The sequence below is a fragment of the Alteraurantiacibacter palmitatis genome (genome assembly GCF_037154115.1).
Taxonomy (GTDB): domain Bacteria; phylum Pseudomonadota; class Alphaproteobacteria; order Sphingomonadales; family Sphingomonadaceae; genus Alteraurantiacibacter; species Alteraurantiacibacter palmitatis.
The window spans coordinates 139,987-155,279 of sequence record NZ_JBANRO010000003.1 but is presented as its reverse complement, the minus strand read 5'-3'; the positions used below and the strand labels follow the sequence as shown (position 1 = coordinate 155,279).

The window sequence follows — 15,293 nt, the reverse complement described above, 5'->3', positions numbered from 1 at the left end:
GTGACCCCCGCCGCCCGCCTGCAATCGGCCATCGAGATACTCGATGCGGTCATCGCCGCTGCGGCGGCGCAGGGCGCTCCGGCCGATCGCATCCTGGCGGATTGGGCGCGCGGCAACCGCTATGCCGGATCGAAGGACCGGCGCGCGATCCGCGATCTGGTCTATGCCGCGATCCGCACCTGCGGGCCGATTCCCGCCAGCGGGCGCGCGGCCATGCTGCTTTTGGCGCAACGCGATCCACAATTGGCAGCTCTGTTCGACGGATCGGCCCATGCGCCTGCGCCGATTGGCAGCAACGAAGTGGCCGCGCAGCCCGGCATCGCCCCGGCTTGGCTGGAAGAAAGGCTGGCAGCATCAGGCATCAGCGGGGACGAGGCCGCTGCGCTGCTGGCTCGTGCGCCGCTCGACATTCGGGTGAACCGCCTTCAGGCCGATCCTGCTGCACTGGTGCTGCCGGTAGAGGCGGAGAGCCTGCCGGTGCCCGGCGCGCTGCGCTTGCCCGCAGGCACCATGGTCGAACAATGGCCCGCCTTTGCCCAAGGGCTGATCGAAGTGCAGGATGCGGGCAGCCAGCTTGCCTGCCTTGCCGCAGGGCCTCAAGCTGGTGAAACGGTGATCGACCTGTGCGCAGGGGCAGGAGGCAAGACGCTGGCGCTGGCCGCCGCGATGGGCAATCAGGGCACGCTGATCGCCTGCGATACCGATCGCCGCCGACTGGGACAGCTGGCCCCTCGTGCCGAACGCGCAGGCGCGCAGATTGCGCACACGCTGCTGCTCGATCCTGGCCGCGAGGCAGAGGCGCTGGCGGACTGGCAGGGCAAGGCCGATCTCGTGCTGGTGGATGCGCCGTGTTCGGGCACGGGCACATGGCGCCGCAATCCCGAAAGCCGCTGGCGGTTGACCCCGCGCGAACTGGAGAGGCTGACCGCCCTGCAGGCCCGCTTGCTCGACATCGCAGCCGCGCTGGTGAAGCCCGGCGGGCGGCTGGTCTATGTCACCTGTTCGCTGCTCGACGAGGAAGGGGCAGGGCAGGCGGCCGCCTTCCTTGGGCGTAATTCCGCATTCGAGGCGACAAGGCCCGATGTGCCGCTCGGAATGCCGCGCGGGCCGGGCCTGCGCCTGACGCCGCACCATGACGGGACGGACGGATTTTTCATCGCCTGTTTAGCGCGCGCATGATAATTGGCCCGGATATGTCCTTTTCGGTTTCGCCCGATTGGCCAAAGATCCACTGGCCATCAATCAAGGAGTTCGTGATGCGCCACACCCCCGCCGCCCTTGCCGTGGCGCTGTTGTTCGCGGTGAGTTCCAGCGCGCTTCTGGCGCAGGGGCCGCAGCCCGATCCGCGCGCCGTGGCCTTGCAGGCGGATGGTCGCGCTCTGCTGGATGCAGGCGATGCACAGGGCGCGATTGATGCGTTCGAGGCGGCGCTGGCGATCGATCCGGCATATGGCGCGCTCTATATCGACCTTGCCGATGCGTCGCGCAGCGTGGGGCTGCCGGGCAAGGCCATCATGTATTACCGCCGCGCGCTTGCCCGCGATCCGGATAATCTCGCTGCACTGGCTGGCGAGGGGGAAGCGCTGGCGGAAAAGGGCGCGCTCGCCAATGCACGCGAAAATCTGTCCCGGCTGGAAACGCTCTGCGGCGCGGAATGCCCGGAGACGGCGAGCCTTGCCGCAGCCATCGCGCGCGGCCCGCTTCCGCGTGTGCTGACCGCCGAGGCGGTCAATCCCGATGCGGGCGTGACCGCGAACTGAGCGTTCAGATAAGGTTGCGAAAGCCCGCCAGCACTTCCTCGTAAACCGGGCGCTTGAACGGCACGATCAGGCGCGGCAGCGCGTCGGGTTCTACCCATTTCCATTCGCAGAATTCCGGGTGCTTGTGCGCGGCGATGTCGATATCGCTGTCCGCGCCGGCAAAGCGCGCCAGATACCAGCTTTGCCGCTGGCCGATATAGCGGCCCTTCCACAGCTTGCCTTTCAGTTCGGGCGGCAGGTCGTAAAACAGCTCACGCCCCAGATTGCCCAGGATGGAAAGAAGGCGCGGCGCAACGCCGGCTTCCTCCTCCAGTTCGCGCAGCATGGCCGCTTCCAGATCCTCGCCCGGATCAACACCGCCCTGCGGCATCTGCCAGAAATCGGTATCGGCCCCGTCGATCCGCTTGCCCACAAAGACAAGTCCGGCAGGGTTCACCATCATGCAGCCAACGCATGGACGGTAGAGAGCAGGGTCTGGATTGGTCATGCGGGGTGCGATAACCAAAGCGGAGCGGCAATTCCATCGCCCGATTGCGGGCCGAACAGAAAAACTTGATTGCCCCGGCAAAGGCTGGCCCATAGGGGGCAGGACCATAGGGCAGCGCGACAGGAATCTGCCCCGTGGTAGATGAAACCGGCGCGCAGACGCGCAAGCAGGAATTGATAATGGCAACCCAGATGGCCGAACCCGCGCTTTCCGCAACTCAGGACACCGCTCCGGACAGCGTCGTCGTGCGCTTTGCCGGGGATAGCGGCGACGGTATGCAGCTGACCGGCGGGCAGTTCACCCTGTCCACCGCGCTGGCGGGCAATGACCTTGCGACCTTCCCCGATTTTCCGGCGGAAATCCGCGCGCCGCAGGGCACGCTGTTCGGCGTGTCGGCCTTCCAGATCAATTTCGGCAGCCGCGAGATCAGCACCGCCGGTGACGCGCCCGATGTGCTTGTGGCGATGAACCCGGCGGCACTGAAGGTGAATGTGGGCGCGCTCAAGCCCGGCGGCCTCATCATTGCCGACAGCGGGGAGTTTACCAAGCGCAACCTCGAAAAGGCGAAATACGATACCAACCCGCTGGAAGACGGCAGTCTTGCCCAGTGGAACGTGCTGGCCTTTGACATTTCCGCGCTCACGATTGAGGCGGTGAAGCCCTTTGGCCTTGGCAACAAGGATGCGCTGCGGTCCAAGAATATGTGGACGCTGGGGCTGGCGCTGTGGATGTTCGACCGCGACCGGCAGCCGCTGATTGACTGGCTGAACGCCAAGTTCAAGACCAAGCCCGATATCGCCGCCGCCAATATCGCGGCGCTCAATGCAGGGCACGCCTATGGCGAGACGGCGGAATTGTCGGGCCCGCTGAAGAAGCTGCATATCGATCCCGTCCCCGCCGCGCCGGGCCTCTACCGCACGATCACAGGCGCGGAATCGGTCAGCCTTGGCCTTGTGGCAGGCGCGCAATTGGCGGGCCTTGAGATGTTCTTTGGCGGCTATCCGATCACGCCCGCATCCTCGATCCTGCATTATCTGGTGCGGCTGAAGGAGTTTGGCGTCACCACCTTCCAGGCCGAGGACGAGATTGCCGCGATCTGCGCCGCGATTGGCGCCAGCTATGCGGGCAGCCTTGGCGTGACCAGTTCGTCCGGCCCCGGCATCGCGCTGAAGGGCGAGGCGATGGGCCTTGCCATCATGACCGAGCTGCCGCTGGTCATCGTGAACAGCCAGCGCGGCGGGCCGTCCACGGGCCTGCCCACCAAGACAGAACAGAGCGATCTGTATCAGGCGGTCTATGGCCGCAACGGCGATGCGCCCATGCCAGTGATTGCCGCGCGCAGCCCGTCCGATGCCTTCGAATGCGCGATCGAGGCGTGCCGCATTGCGGTGGAATACATGACCCCGGTGATGCTGCTGACCGATGGCTATATCGCCAATGCGGCCGAGCCGTGGAAAGTGCCCGATCCCGAAACGTTCGCGCCGTTCAAGGTCAAGTTCCTGCAAGAGAAGAATGCGGGCGATGTCCTGCTTCCCTACAAGCGTGACGAAAAGGGTGCGCGGCCGTGGATCAAGCCGGGCACGCCGGGCCTGATGCACCGCATTGGCGGGATCGAGAAGAAGGTGGATACCGGCAACATCGATTACTCGCCCGAAAACCACCAGGCGATGACCGATGCCCGCAAGGCGAAGATCGACAATATCGCCGTGCCCGACCAGCAGGTGACGCTGGGCGAGGAAACCGGCGCGCTGGCGGTGGTGGGCTGGGGCAGCACCTATGGCCCGATCCGCCGTGCCGTCGACAATGCGCGCAAGAAGGGCCGTGCGGTCAGCCATATCCATGTGCGCAATATTCATCCGCTGCCCGCAAATCTGGGCGATCTGCTGCGCGGGTTCGACCATGTGCTGATGCCGGAAATGAATACCGGCCAGTTCAAGACCGTCATCCGCGACCAATTGCTGATCGATGCGGTGAGCCTGACCAAGACGAGCGGCCAGCCGTTCCAGATTGCCGAACTGGATGCGGCGATTGACCGCTTCTTCGATGGGATTGCCAATAACGAAGGCGGCGAAGTGCCCGCCAATCGCCAACAATTGCCCACGCCCGAAAGCGGGCACGACGATGGCTCGCTGAAGGCGGGCGGAGACGCGCAATGAACGAGATGACCAAGGTCGAAACCACGCTGAAGGATTGGGAAACCGATCAGGAAGTGCGCTGGTGCCCCGGCTGCGGGGACTATGCGATCCTCAAAGCGGTGCAGCGCACCTTGCCGCAACTGGGCGCAGATCCGAAGAACACCGTGTTCGTGTCCGGCATCGGCTGTTCCAGCCGTTTCCCCTATTACATGGAAACCTACGGCTTCCACACGATCCACGGCCGCGCGCCGGCCTTTGCCACCGGCATCAAGCTGGCCAATCCGGCGCTGGATGTGTGGCTGGTGACGGGGGACGGCGATGGCCTGTCCATTGGCGGCAACCACATGATGCATGTGCTGCGCCGCAATGTGAATATGCAGATCATGCTGTTCAACAACGAGATTTACGGCCTGACCAAGGGGCAATATTCGCCCACCAGCCGCATCGGCACCAAAAGCCCGTCGACGCCGATCGGCTCGGTCGACCGGCCTGCCAACCCCTGCGCCTTTGCGCTGGGCGTGGGCGCGCGGTTCGTGGCGCGCGGCTTTGACGTATCGAAGAACCTGCCCGATGTGCTGAAAGCCGCCCATGCGCACCAGGGCGCGGCCTTTATCGAGATTTTCCAGAACTGCATCGTCTACAACAAGGATGTGTTCAACGATTTCGCCGCGCCCAAGGGGGCGGAGGATCGCCAGTTGTGGCTGGCCGACGGGGAGCCGATGCTGTTCGCGGGCGGCACCAAGGGCATCGCGCTTGACCGTGATCTGCTGGAACTGAAGGTGGTCGATGTGGTGGACGGGGATTGGCAGGCGGCGGGCGTGCTGGTGCACAATGTCCGCAACCGATCGATCGCGCATATGCTGGTGGAACTGCCGTTTGGCCCCTTCCCGATGGCGCTGGGCGTGATTTACGACGATCCGCGCCCCACTTTTGAAGAAGCCGTGGCCGACGAACGCGCCCGCGCCAGCGAAGGCAAGGTGCCCAGCCTCGCCAAGCTGCTGGCCAAGGGGCAAACCTGGACAGTGGAAGAAAAATCCCGCGCGAATGAAGGGCATCCGGCCTGATCTGACGGACGCGCGCCGGAATGGATAATCTCACCCATTCGCTCACCGGCGCGCTGCTTGGGCAGTGCGGGCTGAAGCGCAAGACCGGGCTTGCCATGCCCGCGCTCATCATCGGGGCGAATTTGCCCGATGTGGATGCGGCGTGTTTCTTCTGGCTCGACGGGGTGGAGCATCTGGCCTTCCGGCGCGGCATTACGCACGGCCCGCCGGCGTGGTTCCTGCTGCCGCTGGTGCTGGCGGGGCTGCTTTACGGCTTTGATCGGTGGCAGGCGAAGCGTGGCAAGCGACCTGAGAGCCGCCTGCCGGTCAACTTTGCATGGCTCTACATCCTCGGCCTGATTGGCTGCCTCAGCCATCCGGCGCTCGACTGGATGAATGTCTACGGCATCCACCTGCTGGAGCCGTTTTCGTCGCGCTGGTTCTATGGCGATGTGCTGTTCATCATCGACATCTGGCTGTGGGCGCTGCTGATTTTCGGAGTGTGGTTCTCGCTGCGGCGGGAAAAGGCGGGCGGCGCATGGCAAAGCCCTGCGCGCGCCGCAATGGCGGTGATGCTGGCCTATATCGGCCTCAATGCCGGGATTACCCATGCCAGTGAACGCGCGCTGGCAGGGCAGGGCGACGTAGTGATTGCCAGCCCGCCGCCAGTGATGTTCTGGCAGCGCGAGATGATCGTTGGCGGCAGCGGCCGCTACAATGTGGGCGGGCAGGAGGTGGGTCTGCTCACCCTGACCGATGCAGACAAGCCGGTGCTGGCGGCGCTGGAGCCCAGAGCTGCACCTTTCCTGTTCTGGTCGCGCACGCCTTTGGTCCGTGTTGCCGAGGACGGCACCTGCACTTTAACCGACGCGCGCTATATGGGGCGCGCCTCAGGCGGGTTCACGGTCGTTCTGCCCGATCACGCCTGCGCCCCGCCACCGGCGGAGTAGTGTCTTGAGCAAGCCCCACATCGTCTGGCTGCGGCGCGATCTGCGTCTGGCCGATCAGGCCGCCTTTCATGCCGCCGCCGCGCTCGGCCCGGTGATACCGGTCTATGTGCTGGATGATGAGACCCCCCGGCACCGCCGCATGGGCGCGGCGAGCCGCTGGTGGCTGCATCATTCGCTTGAAGCGCTCGCGAAGGAGCTGGAAGCGCAGGGTTCGCGCCTCATCCTGCGGCGGGGCAAGGCGGCAGATGTGCTGGCGGCGCTGACGCAAGAAACCGGCGCTGGTGCCATCCATGCCCTGCGCCATGTGGAGCCGTGGTGGCGCATGGCCGAAAAGGAACTGGCGAAGGCGGTCGATCTGCGCCTCTATGACGGGCTGTATCTGCTGCCGCCCGGTTCGCTGCGGACGGGCGGGGGCACGCCCTACAAGATCTTCACCCCGTTCAAGAACGCGCTGATGGATGCGATTGGCGATGTCGATGTGCTGCCCGCGCCCAAGCTGTCCGCACCCGAAAGCTGGCCTGTCTCGGACAAGCTGAGCGATTGGGCCTTGCTGCCGACCAAGCCCGATTGGGCGGGCGGCTTTCACGAGGCATGGACGCCGGGCAGCGCCGCCGCGCTGGCACGGATGGAGGCGTTCAAGGCGATTCTCGGCCCCTATCGGCAGGACCGTGAAATGCCCTCCATCGACGGCACATCGCGCCTGTCCCCGCACCTCCATTTTGGGGAAGTCTCCCCGCGCCAATTATGGCACGCGATCGCGGGGATGGAGGGGCAGGGGCCGGGCTTCTTCAAGGCCGAACTGATCTGGCGCGATTACGCCGCCAATCTGGTGCAGCAATTCCCCGATTACGGCGCGCGATCCTACCGCGATGGCTATGATGACGGCCTGTGGCGCAATCCCGATACGGACGATTCCGCCGCCGCAGACCTGGCCGCGTGGCAGCAGGGCCGCACCGGATACCCGATTGTCGATGCCGGGATGCGCCAGCTCTGGCACACCGGCTGGATGCACAACCGCGTGCGGATGATCGCGGCCAGTTTCCTCGTCAAACACCTGTTGATCGACTGGCGGCAGGGGGAAGCGTGGTTCTGGGATACGCTGGTCGATGCCGATTACCCCAGCAACGCCACCAACTGGCAATGGGTTTCGGGCACGGGCGTCGACAGCAATATGTTTGTACGCATCATGGCTCCGCTCAGCCAGAGTGAGAAGTTCGATGCGGGGGCCTATATTCGCCAATGGGTGCCTGAACTCGCCAAGCTGTCAGACCCCTATGTCCACGATCCCGAAAGCTTCCACTGCCGCCCGCGCGATTACCCCGCGCCGGTGATCGGCCACAGGGAAGGGCGCGAGCGGGCACTGGCTGCCTATAAGGCGATGAAGGGCTGATCTTGCCTCTGCCAAGGGGCGGGCGCATAAGCAGATCATGGCATCGAGGGGAGCGGAGCTGCTGGACGCCGGAAGGCATTTCGGGGCGCGGCCCGGCCCTTTGGCGCGTCTGCTGTCGCCCGGCTTTTCCGCCATGCTCGACCGGATCGATGCGGGGCTGGAAACCGGCGCGATCCATGCCCGCCTGCCCGATGGGACGCACCGCACGCTGGGTGGTCGCGCGCCGGGTTTCGAATGCCGCGTCGATCTGAAGGACTGGCGCGCGCTCGTGCGGCTTGCCACCGGCGGATCGGCCGGCTGGTATCAGGCGTGGGAAGCGGGTGAATGGGACAGCCCCGATCCTGTGCCGCTGTTCGCGCTGTTCATGGCGAACGGTGTAGCGCTGGGCGAGACGGGCCGCGCCAAGGGGCCGTGGCGCGTGGCAGGCGCGGCGCTGCATTGGCTGAAACGCAATACGCGGGCGCAGGCGGCGCGCAACATCCATGCACATTACGATCTGGGCAATGATTTCTACGCCACCTGGCTCGATCCGACGATGAGCTATTCGAGCGCCTATCGGATGGCGGATGACGGTCTGGAAGCGGCGCAGCGGCGCAAATGGGCGCGGCTGGCGGAGCGAGTGGGCCAGCCGGACTCCATGCTGGAAATCGGCTGCGGCTGGGGCGGGCTGGCGGGCCATTTTGCCGGGCGGGGCACCCGTGTCACCGCGATCAGCCTGTCGGACGAACAACTCGCCTTTGCCCGCCGGCACCATCCGGGCGTGGATTTCCGCAAGCAGGATTACCGCGATGTCTCCGGCCAGTTCGACGCCATTGTCAGCGTGGAAATGGTGGAGGCGCTGGGCCGCGAATACTGGCCCACCTTCATGGACTGCGTGGCGCGCAACCTGAAGCCTGGCGGACGCGCCGCGATCCAGTTCATCGCCATGCAGGAGGAGCTGTTCGACGGCTATGCCCGCAACGCCGATTTCATTCAGGCTTATGTGTTCCCCGGCGGCTTGCTGATACGCACGTCCGAGTTCCGCGCGCTGGCCGAGGCGCGCGGGCTGGAATGGCGCGATTCTGAGGATTTCGGTCTGGATTATGCCGAAACGCTGAAAAGCTGGCGCGAGCGATTCGACGCGGCCGCGAGGGAAGGGCGCCTGCCCGCAGGGTTCGATGCCCGCTTCTGCCGGTTGTGGCGCTATTACCTGCAATATTGCGAAGGCGGCTTTCGCGGCGGTGGCATTACCGTCAGCCAGGTGACGCTGGTGAAGGCGGCATGAAACGCGCGCTGATGGTGCTGGCGGCGCTGGCCGCATTGGGCGGCGTGGGCTGGCTGTCGCTCGACCGCGATATGCGCGCCTTGGTGGCGAGCGCGCCGACCGACACCGATATCCTGTTCTGGAGCGATGCGCAGCGCGACGCGGGTTTCCGGATGCTCGACCGGCTGGGCTGGCTGGTGGACAGCCGCGTGATTTCGCGGGGTGACGGCCCGGTGCGTGCGCTTCCACCGGGCGATCCGCTGGCGCTCGATTTCGACCTCGACGCCTATTTGACGCGGCAACGCGTGGCGGCGCTGGTGGTGCTGGTGGATGGGAAGCTCGTTCTCGAACGCTACGGCCTCGGCTTCGGGCCGGAAGGGCGCTGGACGAGCTTTTCGGTGGCGAAAAGCCTTACCTCGACTCTGGTGGGAGCGGCGCTGCAGGACGGCGCAATCCGCAGCCTTGATGACAAGGTCAGCGCCTATATCCCTGATCTGCAAGGCTCGACCTATGACGATGTGACCGTGCGCCAGCTCCTCACCATGACCAGCGGCGTGGCCTGGAACGAGGATTACGGCGATCCGCAATCGGATGTCGCGCGGTTCAACGCGCACGATCCCGCGCCGGGAATTGATGCCACGGTCAGCTATATGCGCAGCCTTCCGCGTGAGGCGCCGGCGGGGGAAAAATGGCTCTACAAGACGGGCGAGACCAATTTGCTGGGGGTGCTGGTCAGTTCGGCCACGGGCAAGCCATTGGCGGAATATCTGTCCGAAAAGATCTGGGCGCGCGCGGGGATGGAGCAGGATGCCACCTGGTTGCTTGGCGCGACCGGGCACGAGATAAGCGGCTGCTGCATCCAGGCCGCCACGCGCGACATGGCGCGGTTTGGCCTTTTCGTGCTGGATGGCGGGCGAATCGGAAGCGATCAGGTGGTGCCCGCCGACTGGTTTGCCAGCGCGGGAACAAAGCAGGCCGATATTGGCGAAGCGGGCCGCGGCTATGGCTTCCAGTGGTGGACCTATGACAATGGTTCGTTCGCTGCGCAGGGCATCTTCGGGCAGGGCATCTATATCGACCCCGCGCGCCGATTGGTGATCGCCACCAACGGCAATTGGCCTGTCGCCAGCGCGCGCGAATATTGGGCGGGGCGTGAAGCCTTTTATGCGGCGGTGCGCGCGGCAGTGCCCGTTACCCCGCCTTAGCGGCGATAAACCCCATCGCCGCGATACCGGGCGAGGATGTTGTCGTGCACGATGGGCGACAGCAGATTGGCAAAGGCGCAGCCGCACTGGCTGTCTTGCCACCAGATCACCTCCGCCTGCAGCGATTCGAGGCCGGGCAGTGTCAGCCAGCAGATCGATCCGGGGTGCATCCGGGTGAGCGCGGTGGCGGAAAAGCCGGAAAGCGACAGGTCATTCACCACCGTCTGAAACGCACGCATCCCGCTTGCCCGCAATTGCGCGGGAATCAGGATGCGCGTGCGCGGGGCAGAGCGGTCTTCCTGCGCCGCCATGTCATAGCGACTGCGAAGCTCGTGAATGGGGTTCATGCTTGGTACTCGCTCGTTAACCTGTCTGCTTTGCACAGGATGATCGAGGCTGCTTACCGCGCGCTTGCCAAATGTGGTTAAGCCGGGATTCCCACTCTTTCGCGCACCAGATTGGCGAACCCGTTTTGTGCAAGTTCCACAATCCTTTGCGCCACCACTTGCGGAGGTTTCACGCTTTGCGGATCTTCGCCCGGATAGGCGCGCGCACGCATGGCGGTGCGGGTTGCGCCGGGGTCGAGAATGGCAACGCGAATGTCCGAAATCCGCCCCACTTCCTGCCCATAACACGACAGCAGCGTGTCAAATGCCGCCTTGGTCGCGCCATAGGCGCCCCAAAAGGCGCGTGGTTCCGCGCCCACCGAACTGGTCAGGCCGATCACGCGCGCATTCTTGCTGCGCTTCAGCAGCGGATCGCAATTGGCGAGCAGGGCCTGTGTGGCGAGCACGTTGAGCGTGATGGCGGTGCTGAACTGCTTGGGATCGATCTGCGTCACCGGGGTGAGCGAGGGCAGCATGGCGGCGTTGATCACCAGAATGTCCAGCCGGTCCCACCGCTGCGCAATCGCCTGCGCCAGCCGCGCAATCGAATCGCCTTCAATCAGGTCGAGCGGCGCGATGGTGGAGGTGCCGCCCGCCTCGTGAATGGCGTCCTCGACGGCTTCCAGATCCTTCACCTTGCGCGCGGCCAGCACGACGTGCGCGCCCGCCGCCGCCAGCGCCTTCGCGGTTTCGGCCCCGATCCCGCGGCTTGCGCCAGTAACAAGCGCGACCTGGCCTTCCAGCGGCTTGGCAATACGATCGGTCATGATCAGGCCACCTTGCCCACTGGCAGGTTGAGCTGCGCTTCCTCGTCCTGGCGCAGGGCAAGGTCGGTCAGCGAGGTGGGGTAATCCCCGGTAAAGCACGCATCGCAATATTGCGGGCAGCCATTGTCGCGCCCCGCAAGGCCTACCGCGCGATACAGCCCGTCAATCGAGATGAAGGCAAGGCTATCCGCCTGGATGAATTCGCGCATGGCGGGCAGATCCATCCGGCCAGCCAGCAGCTTGGAGCGTTCGGGCGTATCGACCCCGTAATAGCAGCCGTGGCCCGTAGGCGGGCTGGCGACGCGGAAATGCACTTCCTTGGCGCCGGCATCGCGCATCATCTGCACGATCTTGAGGCTGGTGGTGCCGCGCACGATCGAATCGTCGATCAGCACGATGCGCTTGCCTTCCACGATCGCGCGGTTGGCGTTGTGCTTGCGCGCCACGCTGGAATGGCGTGCGCCATCGCCCGGCTGGATAAAGGTGCGGCCGACATAATGGCTGCGGATAATGCCCAGTTCGAACGGGATGCCCGATTCCTGCGAATAGCCGATGGCCGCCGGCACGCCGCTGTCGGGCACCGGCACCACCAGATCGGCCTCCACCGGCGCTTCTTTTGCCAATTCCATGCCGATGGCGCGGCGGCTGGCATAGACCGAGCGTTCGTTGAAGATCGAATCGGGCCGGCTGAAATAGACGTGCTCGAAAATGCAGGGGCGTGGGCGCACGTCGCCAAAGGGGCGGCTGGTGCGCAAAGTGCCGTCAAAATCGACCTCGACGAATTCGCCCGGCTCGATCTGGCGGATGAACTGCGCGCCCACCACGTCAAACGCCACGGTTTCGCTGGCGAAGACGGTCGCGTCACCCAGCCGCCCCATCACCAGCGGGCGAATGCCCAGCGGATCGCGGCAGGCCATCATCCCGCGCGGCGTCATCACGATCAGCGCATAGGCGCCTTCGAGCAGACGCAGCGCGTCCACCAGCTTGTCCATCATGGTGGGGTAACGGCTGGTGGCGACGAGGTGGATGATGACTTCGGTGTCAGAGGTCGACTGGAAGATCGCCCCCTTTTCAACCAGTTCCTGCCGCAATTTGCGCGCATTCGAGATATTGCCGTTATGCGCAACGGCAAAGCCGCCGCTGGCCAGATCGGCATAGAGCGGCTGCACATTGCGCATATTGGAACCGCCGGTGGTGGAATAGCGCACATGGCCCGCCGCCATCATGCCCGGCAATTCAGCCACCGATTCGCCGCTGGCGAAGTTTTCCGCCACATGGCCAAGCCCGCGCCGGGTGAAGAATTCGGTTCCGTCAAAGCTGGTGATGCCGACCGCTTCCTGCCCGCGATGCTGCAATGCGTGCAGCCCCAACGCGCAGGTGGCTGCCGCATCGGCAAGGCCGATAACACCGAAAATGCCGCATTCCTCGCGCAGCTTGTCGCCGTCGAGGTCGAGGAAGGGATGGGTCAGATTGGTCATGAACTGGGTGCTGCTTTTCGCAAGGGTGGGCAGGCGCTGCCTCCAATGGCAATCGCAGGGCACAAAGACAAGGCGTGATCCACCCTTTTGCGACGGAATTGTTGCAGCCGTTACGTTCCAGCAGCGCCGCTGAAAACCCAGCGGGCCTGCGTGTTTCGTGAAAATGGCAGGAAAATGGTCGGGGAGAGAGGATTCGAACCTCCGGCCCCTGCCTCCCGAAGACAGTGCTCTACCAGGCTGAGCTACTCCCCGACCGGACTTCCAAATGGCCCGGCTCAAATGACCAGGCCCCCGGAGGCAGGCGCGAGCCTATAGAGAGCAAGATTTGCACTTGCAAGGAGGTATTGGAAGGTTCGGGGAATAGATTGTCCGCAGGGTGGAAAGGCCGCACGCGCGGTGTTAGCCCCTTGGCCCATGACACACGCCGACCGACCTGATCCCATGCACTTCGAATGGCAATATCTGGACCTGATGCGCCGCATCTGGGCCGAAGGTGACGAGCGGATTGACCGCACGGGAGTTGGCACGCGCGCGATCTTTGGCACGCAATTGCGGTTCGACCTTTCGGACGGCCGGATTCCCCTTCTCACCACCAAGCGCGTTTTCTGGAAAGCCGCGGCGCGCGAGATGCTGTGGTTCCTGACCGGCGACACCAATATCCGCCCGCTGCTGCAACAGGGCGTCACGATATGGAGCGATTGGCCGCTGGCGAAATACCGCAAGGCAACCGGAGATGATATTGCGCAAGGCGATTTCGAGGCGCGGATTGTGGCGGACGAGGCGTTCGCCAAACAATGGGGCGATCTTGGGCCGGTTTACGGCAAGCAATGGGTGGACTGGCCGACTTACCAGTATGGCCCCGATGGCAAATACACCCGCGGCCCTGGAATCAACCAGGTGGCGCAGGTGGTGGAAAGCCTGCGCAGCAATCCGGGCAGCCGCCGCCATATCATCGAAGGGTGGAATGTGGCGGAGCTTGACCGGATGGCCTTGCCGCCGTGCCACAAGACCTATCAGTTTCATGTTTCCGGCAATCGGCTGAGCTGCATTTTGTATCAGAGGAGCTGCGATGTGGCGCTGGGCCTGCCCTTCAATCTGGTGGGGGCGACGATTCTCACCCGCATGATGGCGGCGCAGACGGGGTATGAGCCGGGCGAACTGGTGTGGATGGGGGGCGACACGCACCTCTATCTCAACCACGCGCATCTGGTGGAAGAACAGCTTTCGCGTGAACCTTCGGGGCAGCCGACGCTGCATCTGCTGCGTCAGCCGGATTCGATTTTTGGCTACCGTGCGGACGATTTCGAGGTGCGCGACTATGCCCCGCAGGGGGTTATCCGCGCACCGGTGGCGGTGTGAGGGCAGGTTTTTCGAAAGCGGCGTTTCAGCCGGTTGACAGCCCGAAAAGCAGGCCTTAGAGGCGCGTCTCCCAAGCGGTGCTATCGCAAAGATGCGCGGGTGTAGCTCAGTTGGTTAGAGTATCGGCCTGTCACGCCGAGGGTCGCGGGTTCAAGTCCCGTCACTCGCGCCACTTGGGAAATTTCGGACAATCCGGGGATGATTGGTTGCTGTTGCAGCCCATTCCCGGTCGTCCTTTTTCTGCCTGAAAGGGTCAGCCCCAGCGGCCGGTTTCCATCCAGATCAGGAAACGGCGCAGCGGCAGCAGCCAGGCTACGCCCAGCACCAGATAGATCACCGTTTGGAATGCAACGTGCAGCTGCCCGATCCAGTCGGACGCCCACATCACGGCCAGCGCATAGATCAGGATTCCCGCCAGCAGCGCCAGCATTCCGATGGGGATTCGCCAGGTCGGCTCCTTGCGCATCAGAATGGGCCCAATATGCGAGTCGGCGTGATGATGGCGGCTAGCGGCATATCGTGATCCTCCAGCGGCAGCGAATCGACTTCCTGCACGTCCCACGCCATGCCAATGGCGAGCGTGGAAGGGTTGGCAGCCAGCCAGCGGTCGTAAAATCCGCCGCCCTGCCCAAGCCGCTCGCCCCGCGCCGTAAAGCCGACCAGCGGCATGAACAGCACGTTTGGCACCAGTTCGGGCGCGCTGGCGGCAGGCTGGCGCAGGCCCAGCGGGCCTTCCTCCAGATCGCTTTCCCCGAACGGGTCGGTGTGGTGATGGAACCGCATTGGCTCGGCAAGCGTGGTGATGCGGGGCAGGGCAATGGTGTGCCCGCCCTCGAAGAAATGCCGGATGTAGCGGGCCGACGGCGCCTCGCCCGGATCGGCGCGGTAGAGGCCGATGGTGGCGCCTTGGGGGATCATATCGAGCACGGGGCGCGGCGGGCGGTTGAACACCAGCGCTCTCACTTCGCGCGGCAAGGCTGCGGCATGGGCACGGCGACGCGCGCGCAACTCCTTGCGCAGCGCGGCCTTTCGGGCGGTGATGTCGGGGGAGGTCGTCGTCATGCCCTGTTCCTTGCGCCCGCCGCTGCGT

General features: G+C 64.6%; 15 protein-coding genes and 2 tRNA genes. 10 read left to right on the top strand and 7 right to left on the bottom strand.

Annotated features, from left to right (window positions below):
- Positions 1-1,179, top strand: a complete 1,179-nt coding sequence (locus WFP44_RS04570) for an RsmB/NOP family class I SAM-dependent RNA methyltransferase (protein ID WP_336925201.1) — start codon at positions 1-3, stop codon at positions 1,177-1,179.
- Between the two features lie 77 nt (positions 1,180-1,256).
- On the top strand, positions 1,257-1,760 hold the full coding sequence (locus WFP44_RS04565; protein WP_336925200.1) for a tetratricopeptide repeat protein: 504 nt from the start codon (positions 1,257-1,259) through the stop codon (positions 1,758-1,760).
- A gap of 4 nt (positions 1,761-1,764) precedes the next feature.
- On the opposite strand, the gene WFP44_RS04560 is transcribed toward WFP44_RS04565, so the two are convergent.
- Positions 1,765-2,247: an RNA pyrophosphohydrolase gene (locus WFP44_RS04560; RefSeq protein WP_336925199.1), complete on the bottom strand. Its 483-nt coding sequence runs from the start codon at positions 2,245-2,247 to the stop codon at positions 1,765-1,767.
- Between the two features lie 179 nt (positions 2,248-2,426).
- Here WFP44_RS04560 and WFP44_RS04555 point away from each other — a divergent pair, with 179 nt between their 5' ends.
- From WFP44_RS04555 to WFP44_RS04530, 6 genes are read left to right on the top strand one after another with little or no spacing between them, the layout of a single operon-like run.
- Positions 2,427-4,403 carry a 2-oxoacid:acceptor oxidoreductase subunit alpha gene (locus WFP44_RS04555; protein ID WP_336925343.1) on the top strand — a complete coding sequence of 659 codons (1,977 nt, stop codon included), beginning with the start codon at positions 2,427-2,429 and terminating at the stop codon, positions 4,401-4,403.
- Positions 4,400-5,446 carry a 2-oxoacid:ferredoxin oxidoreductase subunit beta gene (locus WFP44_RS04550; protein WP_336925198.1) on the top strand — a complete coding sequence of 349 codons (1,047 nt, stop codon included), beginning with the start codon at positions 4,400-4,402 and terminating at the stop codon, positions 5,444-5,446. Before WFP44_RS04555 ends, WFP44_RS04550 begins: the two co-directional genes overlap by 4 nt.
- A 20-nt stretch (positions 5,447-5,466) precedes the next feature.
- Positions 5,467-6,375, top strand: coding sequence for a metal-dependent hydrolase (locus WFP44_RS04545; protein ID WP_336925197.1), 909 nt, complete (start codon positions 5,467-5,469; stop codon positions 6,373-6,375).
- A 4-nt stretch (positions 6,376-6,379) separates the two neighbouring features.
- Entirely contained in the window at positions 6,380-7,765 is a 1,386-nt protein-coding gene (locus WFP44_RS04540; protein WP_336925196.1) for a cryptochrome/photolyase family protein, read from the top strand.
- Between the two features lie 37 nt (positions 7,766-7,802).
- The gene (locus tag WFP44_RS04535) at positions 7,803-9,029 is read left to right on the top strand and encodes a cyclopropane-fatty-acyl-phospholipid synthase family protein (RefSeq protein ID WP_336925195.1); all 1,227 of its coding nucleotides are present in this window, start codon (positions 7,803-7,805) and stop codon (positions 9,027-9,029) included.
- Positions 9,026-10,213 carry a serine hydrolase domain-containing protein gene (locus tag WFP44_RS04530; protein WP_336925194.1) on the top strand — a complete coding sequence of 396 codons (1,188 nt, stop codon included), beginning with the start codon at positions 9,026-9,028 and terminating at the stop codon, positions 10,211-10,213. The genes WFP44_RS04535 and WFP44_RS04530 overlap by 4 nt, the downstream gene beginning before the upstream one ends.
- Here WFP44_RS04530 and WFP44_RS04525 read toward each other — a convergent pair.
- The 4 genes from WFP44_RS04525 to WFP44_RS04510 form a co-directional block, all read right to left on the bottom strand.
- On the bottom strand, positions 10,210-10,560 hold the full coding sequence (locus tag WFP44_RS04525; protein WP_336925193.1) for a PilZ domain-containing protein: 351 nt from the start codon (positions 10,558-10,560) through the stop codon (positions 10,210-10,212). The genes WFP44_RS04530 and WFP44_RS04525 overlap by 4 nt on opposite strands.
- A gap of 77 nt (positions 10,561-10,637) precedes the next feature.
- Positions 10,638-11,366 (bottom strand): SDR family NAD(P)-dependent oxidoreductase, encoded by a 729-nt coding sequence (locus WFP44_RS04520; protein ID WP_336925191.1) that lies wholly within the window; start codon positions 11,364-11,366, stop codon positions 10,638-10,640.
- Between the two features lie 2 nt (positions 11,367-11,368).
- Positions 11,369-12,844 carry an amidophosphoribosyltransferase gene (gene purF, locus WFP44_RS04515; RefSeq protein WP_336925190.1) on the bottom strand — a complete coding sequence of 492 codons (1,476 nt, stop codon included), beginning with the start codon at positions 12,842-12,844 and terminating at the stop codon, positions 11,369-11,371.
- 175 nt (positions 12,845-13,019) lie between these two features.
- Positions 13,020-13,096 (bottom strand) — tRNA-Pro (locus WFP44_RS04510).
- Positions 13,097-13,258: 162 nt separating this feature from the next.
- Here WFP44_RS04510 and thyA point away from each other — a divergent pair.
- Together thyA and WFP44_RS04500 are read left to right on the top strand one after the other, a co-directional pair.
- On the top strand, positions 13,259-14,203 hold the full coding sequence (gene thyA / locus WFP44_RS04505) for a thymidylate synthase (RefSeq protein WP_336925188.1): 945 nt from the start codon (positions 13,259-13,261) through the stop codon (positions 14,201-14,203).
- Between the two features lie 95 nt (positions 14,204-14,298).
- Positions 14,299-14,375: transfer RNA gene (locus WFP44_RS04500), tRNA-Asp, on the top strand.
- A gap of 81 nt (positions 14,376-14,456) precedes the next feature.
- Here WFP44_RS04500 and WFP44_RS04495 read toward each other — a convergent pair.
- Together WFP44_RS04495 and WFP44_RS04490 are read right to left on the bottom strand one after the other, a co-directional pair.
- Positions 14,457-14,669, bottom strand: a complete 213-nt coding sequence (locus WFP44_RS04495; protein ID WP_336925187.1) for a DUF2842 domain-containing protein — start codon at positions 14,667-14,669, stop codon at positions 14,457-14,459.
- Positions 14,669-15,265, bottom strand: coding sequence for a 5-formyltetrahydrofolate cyclo-ligase (locus WFP44_RS04490; protein ID WP_336925186.1), 597 nt, complete (start codon positions 15,263-15,265; stop codon positions 14,669-14,671). The genes WFP44_RS04495 and WFP44_RS04490 overlap by 1 nt, the downstream gene beginning before the upstream one ends.
- Between the last annotated feature and the right edge of the window lie 28 nt (positions 15,266-15,293).